Raw genomic sequence first — 17506 nt, forward strand, 5'->3', positions numbered from 1 at the left:
AAAAAAGTGTTGACAGTAGAGGTCAATAGTAATATAACTTATATGTAAATAATAGGTAATTAAAATATCAATTTAGTTGACTAGTTTTACTAGAGGCTAAAGTTTGCTCTTTATTAATAAAGAGTTAAACTTTAGCCTCTATGCTTTAATAATATTTATTAAGAATGAAAATCTTTATATACATATTGTTGCTTATAATCCAGATGAAGCTATTTTTCCAGCTTATAGTAATGAATGTGCTTTAAAGGATAAAAGTTTGGAGTATTTATTTTGTAATGTAAATTCTACAAGGAAATCCTAATAAATTTTAAAAAATAGAATAAGAATCAAATAAATTATTAGTAAAGGGGTTAAAAATTATGAAGAAAAGTTTGCTAAAAAAAGTAGTTATTTTATTAGTAGTGCTGTCAGTAATAGGGGTGACGTTGATTGGATGTGGTAAAAAGAAAGAAGCTGCAAATAATAGTACGGCTTATGAAACATTAGACATCAAATATCAAGGCTGGACAGGCCAAGTTACTATAGCTGAGCTTGCAGAAGACCTTGGGTATTTAAAGCCACTTAAGCTTAAATGGGTTGGTAACACAATAAGTGGACCTCAGGATATTCAATCTGTTGCAACTGGAGATATAGACATTGGAGCTGCTTTTGGAACTGCCATAGTAAATCTTAAAGCATCAGGCGCACCAATAACATGGGTTATTAATAGCAGTGGAAATGATGAGAAAACTTACAGCGAAATAGATGTCCTAAGTGACAGCCCAATAAAGACTGCTAGCGACCTTATAGGTAAGAAAATAGCAGTAAATACCTTAGCTGCACATAATGAAATTTTAATTAAGGAATACCTTAAGAAAAATGGATTAACTGATGATGACATAAAAAAAGTTTCCCTAGTAGTATTACCACCAGTAAATCAAGAGCAGGCTCTAAGAAATCATCAAGTTGATGCAGCAGTACTTGGTGGTTTATTTAAAGATAAAGCATATGCAGCTGGAGGAATAAGAGGTTTGACTTCCGATTATAAGACATGGGGACCAAGAGCTAGTTCTGGATTAGTCATTAATAATAAATTCATTAAAAATAATCCGAACACTACAAAAAAATTAGTAGAGGGTATTGCAAAAGCTATAGAATGGTCAAAAAGTACACCTATAGATCAAGTAAGACAAAGAATGAGTGACATAATTAAGAAAAGACAAAGAAATGAAAATGACTCAGCTATAGCATATTTTAAAGGCTATGGTGTTCCTGAAAAAGGTGGATTGAGTTCTGATAAAGAAATTCAATTATGGATTGACACTTTAGTTAAAAATGGATCACTTAAAAAAGATCAGATAAAACCATCTGATATTTATACTAATAAATTCAATCCATACAATAATTAATAAGTTTATAATATGTATCAAAGTAAGTAACTGTAATAATTTATATCAATAAATAGTAAAAAATGTTGACAGCAGGAGCTAATGGTAATATAATCAAATTAGTATAATAATAACTTATATGAAAAAAATAGCTAATTAAAAATATTAATTTAGTTGACTAGTTGGACTAGAGGCTAAAGTTTACTCTTTATTAATAAAGGGTTGAACTTTAGCCTTTATGCATTAATGTGAGTAATATATATAGGTAAAATAAAAATTCTTAAAAATATAAGCATAGGTCATATTGTTTTTTTCTTATCAATACAGTTAGTATTTATCAAATCATTATGGACTTCTCGATAGATAAATTTAAATCTTAAGTTTATGTTTTATTTTAGATGTAAATCAATTTTTACACAATTTTCCATGTTGTTAATTTTATTTTAATATTAGTTGAGGGAGGAGTGGCAAAAATGATAAAGCTTTGTAATGCGTTAAAACTAAAAAGGTGTCGCACTCGCAATGTTTTTTGTTCAGCTGTAGATTGTTGCAATGAAAATTTGTCTTAATATTAATTTTAATTAAAGTAGGGGGAATTAAAATGTCAGAAATTGTAAAAAATAAAATTGAAGCTAGACATATAAGTGTGTCATATAATGTGAGAAACAGGGGATTAGCCAATAATTCGGAATCTACAAAAAAATTTACTGCAATTGAGGATGTTAATTTAGAAATAAAGCAAGGAGAATTCATGGTGCTGGTAGGACCTAGTGGATGCGGAAAATCTACGTTTTTGAATTTACTGGGGGGACTGGGAAAGGCAACAAGTGGGGAATTGTTAATTGATGGAAAGCCTATAAATGGACCTGGACTTGATAGAGGCTTTGTCTTTCAGCAGTATGCTCTTTTCCCTTGGAGAACAGTTATTAGCAATGTTGAATTTGGACTTGAAGAAAAAAAAATATCTAAGAAGGAACGATTAGATATTGCAAGCTATTATATTTCATTAGTTGGCTTATCAGGTTTTGAGGATAGATATCCTCATGAACTTTCTGGTGGAATGCGTCAACGTGTTGCTATTGCCAGAAGTCTGGCTTATGATCCTGAAGTGCTACTTATGGATGAACCCTTTGCTGCATTGGATGCTCAGACTCGTGAATCATTACAGACTGAATTGCTAAATATATGGCAAGAAACTGGTAAAACAATAGTATTTATAACTCATGGTATAGATGAAGCTGTTTATCTTGGTCAAAAAGTTGCGATTATGACTTCACGTCCAGGAAAAATCAAAAAGATTATTGATATACCTTTACCTGATTCTAGACAGCAAATAGCAGATTTAAGAGTTGATCCTAAATTTAATCAAATTAGCCATGAACTTTGGTCATTATTAAGAGAAGAAGTATTAAAAGCACAGGAACAAGAACTTATAAAAAGAAAGAAAATATCAATTTCTAATACTTCTATAAGGAAGGAGGTAGTTAAAATTGGATAATACAAGGGATATAAAAACCTTAAATGTAGAGCCAAAAAAAGTATTAAATGTATTTGGAAAAATATTTAAAAATAATACAATTTTTAAAAAAAGTATTTTGATAGCGGTATTGCTATTACTATGGCAGATTGTTCCAAGTTCTGGATTAACGGATAAAACATTTCTTCCACCTCTGTCTGAAGTTATTAAAGCTTGGTGGAAATTGTTACTTTCTGGTGAGTTAATAAACCATATTTCAGCTAGTTTAATAAGAGCTTTTAGTGGATTTGCTATTGCAATAGCATATGGTATTCCTCTAGGAATGCTTATAGGTTGGTATAAGGGAGTTTCTGATGTTATAAGTCCAGTAATTGAGATATTCCGTAATACAGCTGCATTAGCATTATTTCCTTTATTCATATTATTTTTAGGTATCGGAGAAACTTCAAAAATTGCCATAGTAGTATATGCATGTTCTTGGCCAATATTATTAAATACTATTGCAGGTGTAAAAAATGTGGATAATCTTTTAATTAGATCAGCACAATCTATGGGAGTAAATCAATTTACGTTATTCAGAAAAGTAATTTTTCCTGCGGCTATTCCAACGATTTTTACTGGAATAAGGCTAGCTGGAGCAACATCTATACTTGTATTGGTAGCAGCTGAAATGATAGGAGCAAAAGCTGGACTCGGATATTTGATACAATATACTCAATTTAGTTTTCAAATACCAAATATGTATGCAGGTATAATAACCATTTCACTTATAGGTCTAATAATTAATAAAGGACTTCTTTTTATTGAATCAAGATTTTCTTCTTGGAAACCTCAAAATAATAATTAGAAAGTAGCAATAAAGGAAACTGCTTCTAAATAAAATTATAGTTAAAAAATAATATTTATAAAGATATTTATAAAGAAATATAAGTTTAGGTGTTGAAATGCCATTAGTAGATGAAAATGATTCATATATTGTTTGATATGGATAAGGTTCATCATTCTGGATTCTTGCTTCTGTGAAATTTTTATTTACCACATGGATTGTTCACTGCTTTTAGGTGGGATCCTAACTATAGATATAGATTGGTAGAAAAGAACGGTAAACCAGTTCTTTATAAAGATGTAACTAGAATAACTTAAGTCAATTTTTATAAAAGGCATAAATTACTTAATTATGATAAAAAAATAGGTCTAAATACACTAGAAGCACATTAAAAAGATATATATATAATTGCTACTCCATCGCTTGATATGAAACAGCTTAGAAAATTTTTATAATATAAAATAATTAATAAAAATAATTTAAAATGAGGTGTTAAAATGGCAGTAATAAATGAAAATGGTTCATACAATTATCTCCCAAAAATAAGAACAACAGTTAAGAATATCAAGAAAGAACTTCTTGAAGAAGTAAAATTAAAAATAGGTGTTTTTGTAGAAGGTATAAGTTTTGATCCTAAGGATATTAAAAAGTTTCCAATAGGTACAGAATACCAGGAACAAATCCATATATTGTTTGATATGGACAAAGCCCATCACTCAGGTTTTCTTCTTCCATCAAATTTTTATCTTCCACATGGAGTTTTTGCAGCTTTTAGATGGGATCCTGATTCTAGATATAAATTAGTAGAAGAAGATGGTAAAGCGGTTTTGTATAGAGATAAATCCAGACTAACTGAAATTGACTTTTACAAGAGACCTAAACTTCTTAGTTATAATACAAAAAATGGAGAAGCTTTTGGGCATATTGCTAATTTTAATCCAGAAGGTTCAGTTAATGTATGCTATAGCAATGAATGTGCTTTAAAAGATACTGGTGATGATTGCTTGTTTTGCAATATAAATTCCACTGCTGGTGCTTATAAATCAGAAAATATATTTATTAAAACACCTGAGCAGGTTGGAGAAGTAGTTTCTGCAGCATACAAAGAGGGCGTAGGAAACCATGTTAATGTAACAGGTGGATTTATTCCAGAGCGAAGAGAAATAGATTATTATGCAGATGTAGCTGTAGAAATAAGAGAGAAGACTGGGCTTGATGATTTTAATGGCACTGCTGTAATTGGAGCTCCTTTGGATTTTGGAGTCATAGAAAAATATAAAGAAGCAGGATACAGAACTATAGCAATGAATCTTGAAATATGGGATAAGAATTATTATAAAACAATATGCCCTGGAAAGGAAAAAACTTGCGGTGGAAGAGACCACTGGATTGAGGCACTTGAATATGCTGCTCAAGTTTTTGGAAGAGGAAATGTAAGGTCAAATCTTGTTGCAGGTATAGAACCTAAGCAATCCATACTGGAAGGAGTAGAATATTTAGCTGAAAAAGGAGTATTGTGCTATGCTAATGCATGGTGCCCAAATCCGGGTTCAGCATTGGAAGGACATCGTACACCTGAAACTGAGTGGCACTTTGATCTTCAAAGGAAAGTTGCTGATATATTTATAAAAAATGGATACAAAGTAGATCAACTTTATGATGGTGCTGGAAACAGTTCTTCTATACATGATATATTCCGTATAGAAACTGAAAACTTTAAAGAAGCATATCTTCCTCAGTATAAATTTAAACAATTATAAAATTTTTACTAGGGAAGGTGTTAACTATGAAGAGAATGCTAAAGTGGTATCTCTTATATATGCGGGAGGTATAAGACAAGAATCTGGTGTATATGAAGTTATTGATGATTGTGGAGGATCACTGTTAGGTTGGATGTCTCAAAATCCTTTTGTTAGGTTATATAGGGAAGATGTGACACCTGTTGTGTTAAAAAAGTCTTTGATTTATATAAAAAATTATGGGAGGTAAATATGGGAACTTTAAAGGAAAAATTGTATGAGGAGTTAAAACTAAAATTAGCTTTAAGCGTTGAGGGTGTTACGTATGATGTAGGTGTTTTCGATAGTCTATTAGAGAATAATAAGAGTTTAAAAAAGTTGAATTATTGCACTTTGGATAAGGATTTGTTAACAAAGAAAAGCTATAATATACCATACGGATTTATTTTGGATAATGGATTTGGCGTTGGACTTGTCACTGATAAAAATTCTCCTTACAAAATTGTGGAGAACGATGGAGTGTTTAGTGTTAATTATAGAGGAGAAAAGCTATCAAATATAACATTTCCAGAAACTCCTGAATTTTATTCGAAAAAAACAAAAGATGGTATAAGTATGAGAGATATTGCATCTGATTCAGCCATAGGAAGTGGTGATAAGAGTCTTGTTGTTGCTTATAGTACAGAATGTTCCGTTAAGGATAAAGGACAAACTTGCTTATTTTGTGTAATGAATGGAACAAAAGGACTAGATGGTGGAGAAGATAGACCGGCTTGGAAGTATCCACATCAAATTGCTGAAACTGTAAAAGCTGGTTATGATGAAGGGTATAAGCATTTAACAATTACAGGAGGCTTTGTACCAGAGCGTAGAGAAGTTGAGTATTATTTGGATGTGGCAGAAAGTATCAAGGAAGCACTTGGAACAAATACCTTTAATGGAACCGCATGTATTGGTGCACCAATTGATTTATCAGTTATTGAAAAGTATAAAGAAGCAGGTTATAGTTCCATTGCCTTTAATACAGAAGTATGGGGTAAAAATTATTTTGATATTGTGTGCCCTGGAAAAGTAGAAGAATGTGGTGGCTATGATAATTGGATAAAAGCAATCGAATATGGAATTGAAGTATTTGGTAAAGGAAATGTAAGAAGTAATTTTGTAGTAGGCTTACAGCCAAAAGAAGTACTATTTGAAGGTATTGAATACTTAGCTTCTATAGGTGTTGTTACGGTTGCTTCTAGCTGGGTACCAGGCCTTGGATCTCCCCTTGAAGGACATCGCTCTCCTACTGTTGATTGGCATTGGGATGTTCAACTTAGGCATGCAGATATTTTAAGAAAATATGGACGTACCTATGAGGAAATATTTAATGCTACACCGGGTAGAACATTAACACATGATATTTATCAAATAGAAGAAGAAAAATTACCTATTTTCAGTAAAAAAGTAAGTAATTTCTAGAAATTATTGTTCATGAAAATTAGGGTATTATCAGCATCATGGCTGGTAATACCCTATAATTTTTTCTTTGCAATAATTAAAGAATTATAATTTAGCTAAGGGAAATATCTTTATGATCAAAGCTTTGCAGCTATTTCCGCAGCAATAGAAAATATCTTTTCAATTGCTGAATCTACTTCTTCTTTTAATGAATAATGTCAATAATTTCTAAATGATCTTCATGCGCCTGTGCTATCATGCAGACCAAAGTATATTGACATGGTTCGATATATGGAATACAATATAGTAGATATATAAGAAGGTTATAATTAATATATAAGTTTTTGGTTGACTAGGAAAACTAGAGACTAATATTTTATCCGCATTTAAGTGGATGAGTATTAGTCTTTTTTATTTAATCAATTTTAATTTAGACTAAATAATAAAGTATGCAAAATATAGTTGGAGGTTATTGTTATGGGATTTAAAGATAAAGTTGTTGTAGTTACAGGTTCATCAAGCGGAATTGGAAGAGAAATTGCACTAGAGTTTGGTAAAGAAGGTGCTACAGTAATAGTAAATGGAAGAAATGAAGCGGCAATTGAAAGAGTAGTAGCTGAAATAAAAAATAATGGTGGGGTAGCTTTGGGAATAAGAGCTGATGTCACACAAAAGAAGGAAGTCGAAAATCTATTCGAAACTGTAATTGAAAAATATGGAACAGTAGATATATTAGTTAATAATGCTGGCGGTGGTGGCGATGCTAAAAAAGTAGAAGATATAACAGAAGAAGAGTGGGATACTGTTGTAAATAGAAATTTAAAGAGCGTCTTTTTTTGCACACAAGCTGTTATAGGAACCTTAAAAAAGCAAAAGAAGGGCAGGATAATAAACATATCATCTCAAGCAGGGAGAGCCCTTACTATTTTAGCAGGTCCACATTATGCTAGTGCTAAGGCTGGTGTAATAAGTTTTACAAAGCAAGTTGCAAAAGATTTGGCAAAGTATAATGTTACAGTAAATGCAGTAGCGCCAGGAATAATAGCTAGCGGAGATAGGTTAGATAATGCATGGAATTCATTTTCAGAGGAAGATAGGGATGGATTTTTAAATGATATACCTGTTGGAAGGCTTGGAATAAATAGTGAAGTTGCACATGTTGTTCTATTTTTAGCATCAGAAGAAGCTGGTTATATAGTCGGTGCTACTATTGATGTAAATGGTGGACGATGGATGTTGTAATGAAACATCAATCTTTTATTTTTAAATGTATTGACAAGTTTTTATATGTAAAATATAATTAACATATGAAACATATAAGAATACTATTAGAGTAATATTTGTGTTATAGTTGACTAGGAAAACTAGAGGCTAATATCTAATCCTTATTTCTAAGGGTGGATATTAGCTTTTTTGTGTATAATTAATTTCATTTTAGATTTTGGTAATATATTTAGTGCTTTTAATCCAGAGTAAAGGAGATTTTAATGAATATAACATATTCAAGACATGAAATACGTCGAGATATTATAAAACTGGCATGGCCAACTGTAATAGAACAGGTATTGATTATGATGGTTGGTATAGTATCAACTATACTGGTAGCAAAGCTTGGAAAAGAATCCATTGCTGCAGTGGGAATGGTTAATAATTTAGTGAATTTTTCTCAAACTATCTTTACTGGTCTTTCAATAGGTTCAACAATAGTAATTGCTAGAGTTACTGGTGAAAGTGGTATTAAAAATGCAAAAGAAGTTTTAGTTCAATCATTATTTATGAGTATACTTGTTGGAGTTTTTCTTGCTTTTTTTGGATTTATATTCTCCAATGAGATAATAACTACTTTCTTTGGTTCTGCTGATTCTAAAGTAATAAGTCTAGTTGAAACTTATTATCATATTGTGCTTTTAGGAATGCCATTTGTTGTAGTTGAGATGGTGGTAGGTGGAGCTTTAAGAGGAATTGGAGATACAAAGACACCTATGTATGTAGTTTTATTTGAAAATTTAATTAATGTGCTATTAAGTATAGTACTAATTTATGGAGTAAAATACAATGAAGTGTTTTACTTAAACCCTCTAGGGGTAAAAGGTGCTGCAATTGCTGCTACTACTGCAAGAATTATTGGTGGCATAGTAATAGTGCATTTTTTATTTAGGAAAAAGTCTAAAATAAATCTTGTTAAATTTGGCAAATTTAAAATTAATTTTAGAATAATAAAAAGAATAATAAGAGTTGGAATTCCTGCATGCATAGAGAACTTAATCATGAATGGTGGGTTTTTAATGCAGCAAATACTTGTTGTAGCTATGGGAACTGTTGAAGTAGCTGCTTTTCAAATTGGGGGGAGTATACATTCTTTGGCTTTTCTACCGTTATTAGGGCTTGGTTTAACAACAACTACTACTGTTGGTCAAAGTTTGGGTAGTAAAGATTTAAAAAAAGCAGAAGTTTATGCTTATGAAAATATAAAGATAGCAATCTTTACTGGACTATGTTCTACAATGATAGAATTTTCCTGTGGATTTTTATTTGCAAGATTATATTCTTCAGATTTACAAGTTATAAATACAAGTATTATTGTAATTAGGGGTTTTGCCTTAGTTTCAGCATTTTTAGGAGTTGAGAAGGTTGGCTCGGCTATATTAAGATGTTCAGGAGATATTAAATACGTAATATTTTCATCAGTTGCGGGATTGTGGACATTTAGACTTATAGTTGCAGCTATTTTGATTAGATTTTTAAATCTTGGTCTCTATGGGCTAATGATAGGTATCTTTTTTGATTACAGTATTAGAGCAGTTATGTATATTTTTAGGATAAAAGCTGGCAGATGGAAATATTTAAAAGTCTAATTCCAAAGGTAAATTTAATAAGAAATTAATTGATAATGTGAATTAACAATTGATAATAATATAATTAGTGAAATTTAGAATATAAGGAGAGTATTTCTATGAGTTTAAAAGATAAAATAAGAATTATTGAAGATTTTCCAAAGAAAGGTATAAGCTTCAAAGATATTTCTACATTAATTGGAGATGGAGAAGCATTTAAATATACAGTTGAGGAAATCGTAAGTTATTTGAGAGATAAAAAAATTGATGCAATAGCAGGACCTGAGGCTAGAGGTTTTCTATTTGGTGCTTCAGTAGCAAGTAGTCTTGGGGTTGGGTTCATACCTGTAAGGAAAAAGGGTAAATTACCACCAGAGACACTACAAATAGAGTATGAATTAGAATATGGAAAGGATATACTTGAAATTAATAAGGATGCAGTGAAACCTGGACAGAGAATAGCCATAATAGATGATTTATTAGCTACAGGAGGAACAATTGATGCAGTTGCAAAATTAGTTGAGTTAGCTGGAGGAGAAGTTTCATCTTTAGCTTTTGTAATTGAACTTACTGAACTTAATGGAAAAGCTAGGCTTGAGAAATATGATGTTTTTTCCCTAGTTAAGTATGATATTTGATCAACAGAATTTTTTAAAATAAATATTTAAAGTTGAAGGAGAAAAATAAATATGGAAGAAAGAATTAATGCCAAAATGTTTTTAGAACATTTAGCGTCTAGGCAAGGAGTGACAATCGATGATTACAAAATTGCTCCAGTAGTTATTGGCTCATGGGATCATAATCTAATAAAAAATATTGCAGAAGAATTTGAATTAGAACCATTGCCAAATTGGACAAAAAATAGTACTGTTTACAACTGGAGAACCAATGAACAGGATGTAACTTTTATTACTTTACCAGTGGGTGCACCATCTGCTGTTAGTACTCTTGAGCAACTTGTTGCCCGTGGTGCAAAAGTTTTTATAGGAATTGGATTTGCAGGTAGTTTACAACCTTCAGTACCTGTTGGTAGTATAGTAATTGCAAATAATTGCATTCGCGAAGAAGGAACTTCCTATCATTATATAAAAGATAATTCTGAAGGATTGCCAAGTGAAAGATTATTGGGTCAGCTGCAAAAAGCTTTTGATAATGAAGGCATTGATTCAACAACTGGAGGCATTTGGACAACAGATGCTATCTATAGAGAATTAAAAAGTAAAGTTGAGGATTATAGGAAAAAAGGAATTATTGGTGTGGAAATGGAGACTTCAGCATTATATGTTGTGGGAAAATTTAGGGGAATAGAAGTATGCAATGTATTAGCTATTAGTGATGAGTTATGGAGTGATTGGAATCCACAATTTGGTTCTGAAAAATTAATCAATACTATAGAAACTATTAAAAAGGGATTACTTAATAATATAGATCTTTTTACAGAATTAGCTGATAAGTTAGAAGATGAAGGTGCTACTGCTTAAACAAAATGATTGTTTACTCCAGTTAAGTAAAAGTGATAAAAGTAAATATTTGATATGATGTATTATTATGGTATTATATATTTATTGGATTAATATTAAAATATACAGATATAATTAAATAAAGTGTTTTAAAGTCAGTTGACTAGGAGTACTAGAGGCTGGGTTTTACAATTAATTGTAAAATCCAGCCTCTTTATTGATTAAATAAGATTAAATTATCGGTGGTATTGATATTGATATTGATATTGATATAAATATTAAATCATATATAAAAGAAGCATAAATATAAATTATATTGGTAGGTGATAGAATTAATGTCAGAAAATTTAAGTTTAAAAGAGGTTATTGAAAAATACAATGATGTATCTCCATTTGTAATCATTAAAATTGATGTTCAAAGGAGAGGAGTTATTTATACAGAAAATGCGCTTAAAGTGTTAGATCCTGATATACATGATGTGAAAATTCTAGAATGTAATGATAGAGGTTTAAGGAAGTTTTATCCTTCATCACTATTATTAAGGGATGGAACTACAATAATGACTGGAAAAAGAATAAATGGAGAAAAACCATATATTGTGGATTATATTGATGGAAAGCTTGTAATTACAGATAATGGTGAATTTATAGAAGAAGTTGAATATTGGACTAAAGCAGATTTTTTAACTAAATTTACGAGTAAGGGGACTCCAATGAGTGAAGTAGCTGTAGTTAGACCACAAAGAATTGATTTTGATCCATATAGGTATTGTCATTTTTGGGATAATGGCCATGGATGCAGATATTGCTCAAGAGGAGGATCTTATTATAAGAATAGATCCAATCAAAGGATTAAATTAAATCCAGAGGATGCTTATGAAACTGTTAAAGAAGCATTAAAACAAAGAGGAAGATATACAAGCATACACTTAACAGGAGGCTCAAATACAGGTGGGCAAGAAGTATTTGATGAAGAAGTGGATTGGTACATAGAAATATTACAAGCAATAGGAAGAAACTTTAAGACTAAAAGATTTCCTAGTCAATTAATTGCATCGGCTTTTAATGAGAGGCAATTGGCAAAGATATATGAAAATACAGGAATAGCAACATATACTACAGATATTGAAGTTTTAAATGAAGAAAAATTTAATTGGATATGTCCAGGAAAAGCTGAATGGGTAGGATATAAGGAGTGGAAAAGAAGATTAATATCAGCAGTAGATATATTTGGAAAAGGAAATGTAAATACAGGTACAGTTGGAGGAGTTGAATTAGCGAAACCTTATGGATTTTTGTCAGAAGACGAAGCATTGAAGGCAATTTTGGAAGAGGCAGAAGATCTAGCTCAACATGGGGTAGGCGCAGTATATATTGTTTGGGGAATAGGACCTAATTCTGCATTTCAGAATCAGCAGGTCCCATCATTAGAGTACTTTACTAGGTTAGCAAGGGGTTATAGTAAAATTCATAGTAAGTATAATTTATCAATAGACAATGATACTTACAGAAATTGCGGAAATCATCCCGATACAGATTTGGATAGAGTCAAGTAGGAGGAATCGAAATGACAATTCAGATAGATAAAGAAATAATAGAGCTTTTATCTAAAAGTGATACCCAAAAGGTAATAGCAACTACAGATAGATATGGTGAACCACATGTGGTATTTAAAAATAACATATTTATTGAATCAGGTAATATAGTACTTCTTGAACTTATAGAAACATCACAGACAAATAATAATTTAGTAAATAGTATATGGTTTAATAGAAAAGTAGCTATTAACATAAAAGGTGTCAATAATCAATCTTGGCAAATAAAAGGCATTCCCGTAAAAACTCATATAAGTGGACATATTTACGAAAAGTATTACAAAATAAGTGAAGAAGAAAATCCTAACATTGATTTAGGAGCAGTTTGGATAATAAAACCTACAAAAATAATAAATAATGAATTCAATAATATTCTACAGGATGAAAAAAGAAAACATCCATATTTATTTCATTTAGATAAAATAGTAAAAAAAGATTAGAAAAGAATTTACTTAAGAGAGGGAGAAATATATATGAAAAATTTTAAGAGAGTTATTAGCATATTTATAACAATTATAATATTAGGAACTTTATTTACAGGATGTAGTAGTAAAAAGTCAGCTAGCAGTAATTCACAGGTAAAAAAACCAACTCAGGTATCAATAGGAATTTTAAATGGTTTATCCTCTACATCACTTATAATAGCTTCTAAAAAAGGTTTTCTTAAAGAAGAATTTGGTAAAGAAGGGATTAAGGTTAATGAAGTATGGATTACTAGCGGAGGAGGTCCTGCAATTATTAATGCTATGGAATCTAACAACATAAATATTGGTGGCATGGCTGACCAGCCTATTATTCAAGCAGCAGCTAATGGAGGTACAGAAAAAGTTATAGGAGATTTTTCACAAAGTGATAAATATGTAGAATTAATAGTGCCTAAGAATTCACCTGCAAATTCTATAAAGGATTTAAAGGGTAAAAAGATATCAGTATCAGTTGGAACGGTTACTCATAGAATACTATATGCTATGCTTAAAGCTAATAATATGAAACCAGAAGATGTTCAGATTGTAAATAGTCCAGATGGAAATATATTACCTGTACTTACTTCTGGTAATGCTGATGCAGCAGTAACTTCTGAACCAACTCCTTCTAAGCTTGAACTTGATGGACAGGTTAAAGTAATTGGTGATACAGCAGGTTATAAAACTAATTACGCTGTGCTTGTTGCAACTGGAGAATTTATAAAGGAGTATCCTGAAGAAGTTAAAACATTACTTAGAGCTGTAAAAAGAGCTATTGACTATTTAAATAATCCAGCAAATCATGATGAAGCAGTAAAAATTTTAGCAGACGCTACTCAGGTTACGCCTGAAGTTGTGGAAAAGGCACTTCCAAAATTTAGTTTTGATATAGATATATCAGATAAAGCAATAAATTCCTTTCAAGACAGTGCCGATATGATGTATTCTATGAAAATCATTAGAACTCCTGTAAAAGCTAAAGATATAGTTGATAAAAGTTTTCTTGAGTCATTAGGATATGTAAAAAAATAATTTGTATAGTACTAAAAGGAGTGAAATATAGATGGTTGAATATAAAGAGAAATCACTAAATTCCAAAACAAAATTATTCATTTTTGAATCTAAAACAATAAAGAATATATTTTTTAAAATTAGTAATATTCTTATAGCTATAATTATACCCATATTATTTTTACTACTTTGGCAGCATTTTGGGAATACAGGTGTAATTAAGCAATCTATTTTACCTAAACCTACACGAATTTGGTCTTCTTTTATTGATTTAATTATTACTGGAAATCTATGGAAAAATGTTTCTATAACGCTTATAAGAGTTATAGAAGGTTACTTATTTGGAGCTGTATTAGGTATAGTTATTGGAATAGCAATGGGTTTGTTCAAGATATTGGATAGATTATTATGTGTTTTTACAGGATTAATACGTCCTATACCTATGATAGCATGGATACCCGTACTTATCTTATGGTTAGGAATGGATGAAACTTCAAAAATAACAGTAATTGCTTTAGGAACATTTTGGCCAGTATGGTTGAATGTGCTTTCAGGTATAAAAAACACTGACATAAAGTATATAGAGATTGGTAAAGTTTTTAAAAAGAGTAAATTTATGGTGCTGATAGATATTATACTCCCTGCAGCAATGCCGTCTATTTTTAATGGTTTGCGTGTTGGCATCGGTATCGCATGGTCTAGTGTTATAACTGCAGAACTTATATCGGGAACAGTAGGCTTAGGATTTATGATTCAATATGCTAGAGAACTTATTCAGCCGGATATAATGCTTTCAGGTGTTTTTATTATAGGTATCATTGGATTTTTATTCGATGTACTTCTCAAAACATCAGAGAGATGGTTACTAAGGTGGAATACTAGTCTTGGAAGTAAATAAATTAAAAAAAGAGGTAATATTATGAGTACTGAAAAGCAAGAAGAAATGGCAATAAAAGGGCTTGGAAAAACATTCACAGTGGCATCAGGTAATGTTGAAGCATTAAGAGATATTAATCTTACTATAAATAAAGGTGAATTTATAAGTATAGTTGGTGCAAGTGGCTGCGGAAAAAGTACATTACTGCGTATTATTATGGGACTTGAAAGTATAGATAGTGGCAGCATATATATGGATGGTGCCAAAATAATTAGTATTGGCGAAGATACCAGTATGGTATTTCAAGAATCTAGATTATTACCATGGTTCACAATAGAACAAAATGTAAGTTTTGGGGTAACAAGAAAAGATATGTTCACAGATAAGCAGCGGAAAGAACGCGTAAAGGAATTATTAGAACTTGTAGGCATAGAAAAGTTTGCTAAGGTGTATCCCCACCAGCTTTCTGGTGGTATGCAGCAGAGAGCAAGTATTGCTCGTGCATTAATAAGCAATCCAAGAGTGTTGCTTATGGATGAACCTTTTGGCGCACTTGATGCCTTGACAAGAATTAACATGCAGCAAGAAATACTTAAAATATGGCAAAGAGAGTGTACAACTATGGTGCTTGTAACTCATGATATTGATGAAGCAATATATCTTGGAGATAAAGTTGTAGTAATGACAAGCAGACCAGGTACTATTAAAAATATATTTGATGTTGACTTGTCAAGACCAAGAGATAGGGATAGTCCTGGTTTTGTAGAAATTCATAAAAAAATATATGAAAATTTCTTTACTAAGGATGAACCACCTTTTTCATATACAATATAATTTTTAAAAATGAAGGGAGATATTAAAATGAGTAATCTAAAATCATGGAGTGTAGATGTTAGTAAACTTACAAAATCTGAGTTAAAGAGTAAGCTATGGGAGGAATTAAGAATTAAAGCAGACCTACAAACTCAAGGTGTATCTATTTCTAAAGAGGCTAGTGAAGATGGAGAAAGGTTATATACACACTTAGGAAGTAGCAATATTAAGGGCGGGCGTAATCGTGATGTCAATAAGAAAGATTGGTTACCTTCAAGGTTTTTCTTACCTTATGGACTTCAGACAGGATTTATATGGAACAAAAATTCACTTTATAGAATAGAATTAGAAAATGGAAAGCATATACTTAATTATAATGGAAACAAGCTTTTTGAAGTTAGATATCCAGAACTTACAAAGTATGAAAATACTCTTTCATCTGATGGTACGCCTTTATGCCTTATTGGTAATGCGTCAGATTATGACAAACATGTTATATTTACTTACAGTAATGAATGTTCCTACAAAGAAAGAGATGAGGATTGCTTGTTTTGCAACATAAATTATGATAAGGAGTTATACACTGAAGCTTATGCTGAAAAGTATGGCCCTCATTGGAGAAATCCAAAACAGATAGCCGAAGCAGTAAAAGCAGCTTTTCATGAGGGGATTGCAGACCATCTTACAATTACAGGAGGTGTAATAGCTGAACGTAGAGAATTAGAATATTACGTTGATGCTGCTGATGCTATAAAGGAAGCTTTAGGTGTTGACGAATTTAATGGTACTGCAACAGTAGCGGCACCTCTTGATCTTAATAATATTAATAAGTTTAAAGAAGCTGGATTTAGAACTACCGCATTAAATTTAGAACTTTGGGATAAAGATTTTTATAGAGCTGTTTGTCCTGGAAAAGCTAATGGAAGTGGTGGTTGGGATCATTGGGTAAAAGCACTAGAATATGCAGTAGGAGTATTTGGTTGGGGACGCGTTCGTTCAAATTTTGTAGCTGGAATAGAGCCTAAATCTAAGACTATAGAGGGATTTGAATATCTTGGTTCTAAGGGTGTTGTATTCTCTTTTAATATATGGGCACCTAATGTAGGGTCAGCTTTTGAAGGGCACAGAAGCCCAGAAACATCATGGTATGTAGATTTGTCAGAAAAAGCTGCAGCTATTTGGAAAAAGAATGGTTTTACATATGATCAGATTCATGATGCTACAGCTGGTGATTATAGATTACCTAATGATATATATCGTATTGAAAATGAAGTATTTCCAATTTATGAAGAGGCAATTCAATAAAAGAAATTTAAATTAGAATTACTTAAGTACTTCTAATAAAGAAAATTGCTTTTAAAAATACTAAAATTTAAGCATAATTATGTTTGAATTTTAGTATTTTCTTGTTTTGAACCATTTTTATAAGATATTTATTTACAATATTTTTAAATGATAGTTCGTACTTATAAAATTCTTTATTAAAAAATTTTTCTTTATATATTGACAAATCTATCAATAAGTTATATATTTATATAAAACATATATGAATGGTATGAATTAGTTGACCAGAAAAACTGGAGGCTAAGTTTTGTTATGA

At 31.1% G+C, this 17506-nt stretch carries 16 protein-coding genes; all 16 read left to right on the plus strand.

The genetic code is table 11. From position 1 onward, the window contains the following. Positions 1-359 precede the first annotated feature (359 nt). The 16 genes from ABF633_RS07550 (at position 360) to ABF633_RS07625 (ending at position 17211) form a co-directional block, all read left to right on the plus strand. A complete protein-coding gene (locus ABF633_RS07550; RefSeq protein WP_415523053.1) occupies positions 360-1388 on the plus strand; it encodes an ABC transporter substrate-binding protein in 1029 nt (342 codons plus the stop codon). A gap of 580 nt (positions 1389-1968) precedes the next feature. Next, on the plus strand, positions 1969-2865 hold the full coding sequence (locus tag ABF633_RS07555) for an ABC transporter ATP-binding protein (RefSeq protein ID WP_415523054.1): 897 nt from the start codon (positions 1969-1971) through the stop codon (positions 2863-2865). Beyond that, entirely contained in the window at positions 2858-3691 is an 834-nt protein-coding gene (locus ABF633_RS07560) for an ABC transporter permease (RefSeq protein WP_415523055.1), read from the plus strand. The genes ABF633_RS07555 and ABF633_RS07560 overlap by 8 nt, the downstream gene beginning before the upstream one ends. A 476-nt stretch (positions 3692-4167) precedes the next feature. Then, positions 4168-5430, plus strand: coding sequence for a radical SAM protein (locus ABF633_RS07565; RefSeq protein ID WP_415523056.1), 1263 nt, complete (start codon positions 4168-4170; stop codon positions 5428-5430). 43 nt (positions 5431-5473) lie between these two features. Beyond that, the gene (locus tag ABF633_RS07570; RefSeq protein WP_415523057.1) at positions 5474-5659 is read left to right on the plus strand and encodes a hypothetical protein; all 186 of its coding nucleotides are present in this window, start codon (positions 5474-5476) and stop codon (positions 5657-5659) included. Between the two features lie 2 nt (positions 5660-5661). Then, positions 5662-6873 carry a radical SAM protein gene (locus tag ABF633_RS07575; protein ID WP_415523058.1) on the plus strand — a complete coding sequence of 404 codons (1212 nt, stop codon included), beginning with the start codon at positions 5662-5664 and terminating at the stop codon, positions 6871-6873. A gap of 456 nt (positions 6874-7329) precedes the next feature. Continuing rightward, positions 7330-8094, plus strand: coding sequence for an SDR family NAD(P)-dependent oxidoreductase (locus ABF633_RS07580; protein ID WP_415523059.1), 765 nt, complete (start codon positions 7330-7332; stop codon positions 8092-8094). A 245-nt stretch (positions 8095-8339) separates the two neighbouring features. Continuing rightward, positions 8340-9707 carry an MATE family efflux transporter gene (locus ABF633_RS07585; protein ID WP_415523060.1) on the plus strand — a complete coding sequence of 456 codons (1368 nt, stop codon included), beginning with the start codon at positions 8340-8342 and terminating at the stop codon, positions 9705-9707. A gap of 98 nt (positions 9708-9805) precedes the next feature. After that, the gene (locus ABF633_RS07590) at positions 9806-10324 is read left to right on the plus strand and encodes an adenine phosphoribosyltransferase (protein WP_415523061.1); all 519 of its coding nucleotides are present in this window, start codon (positions 9806-9808) and stop codon (positions 10322-10324) included. Between the two features lie 51 nt (positions 10325-10375). Beyond that, positions 10376-11167 carry a nucleoside phosphorylase gene (locus tag ABF633_RS07595; protein WP_415523062.1) on the plus strand — a complete coding sequence of 264 codons (792 nt, stop codon included), beginning with the start codon at positions 10376-10378 and terminating at the stop codon, positions 11165-11167. Between the two features lie 314 nt (positions 11168-11481). Beyond that, entirely contained in the window at positions 11482-12702 is a 1221-nt protein-coding gene (locus ABF633_RS07600) for a radical SAM protein (RefSeq protein ID WP_415523063.1), read from the plus strand. 11 nt (positions 12703-12713) lie between these two features. Further along, on the plus strand, positions 12714-13181 hold the full coding sequence (locus tag ABF633_RS07605; protein WP_415523064.1) for a hypothetical protein: 468 nt from the start codon (positions 12714-12716) through the stop codon (positions 13179-13181). Positions 13182-13214: 33 nt separating this feature from the next. Further along, positions 13215-14237 carry an ABC transporter substrate-binding protein gene (locus ABF633_RS07610; protein WP_415523065.1) on the plus strand — a complete coding sequence of 341 codons (1023 nt, stop codon included), beginning with the start codon at positions 13215-13217 and terminating at the stop codon, positions 14235-14237. Positions 14238-14268: 31 nt separating this feature from the next. Beyond that, the gene (locus ABF633_RS07615) at positions 14269-15114 is read left to right on the plus strand and encodes an ABC transporter permease (protein WP_415523066.1); all 846 of its coding nucleotides are present in this window, start codon (positions 14269-14271) and stop codon (positions 15112-15114) included. 21 nt (positions 15115-15135) lie between these two features. Beyond that, on the plus strand, positions 15136-15927 hold the full coding sequence (locus ABF633_RS07620) for an ABC transporter ATP-binding protein (protein WP_415523067.1): 792 nt from the start codon (positions 15136-15138) through the stop codon (positions 15925-15927). 27 nt (positions 15928-15954) lie between these two features. Next, on the plus strand, positions 15955-17211 hold the full coding sequence (locus tag ABF633_RS07625; protein ID WP_415523068.1) for a radical SAM protein: 1257 nt from the start codon (positions 15955-15957) through the stop codon (positions 17209-17211). Positions 17212-17506: the final 295 nt, after the last annotated feature.

The organism is Clostridium sp. (assembly GCF_047718555.1).
Lineage (GTDB): Bacteria > Bacillota > Clostridia > Clostridiales > Clostridiaceae > Clostridium_I.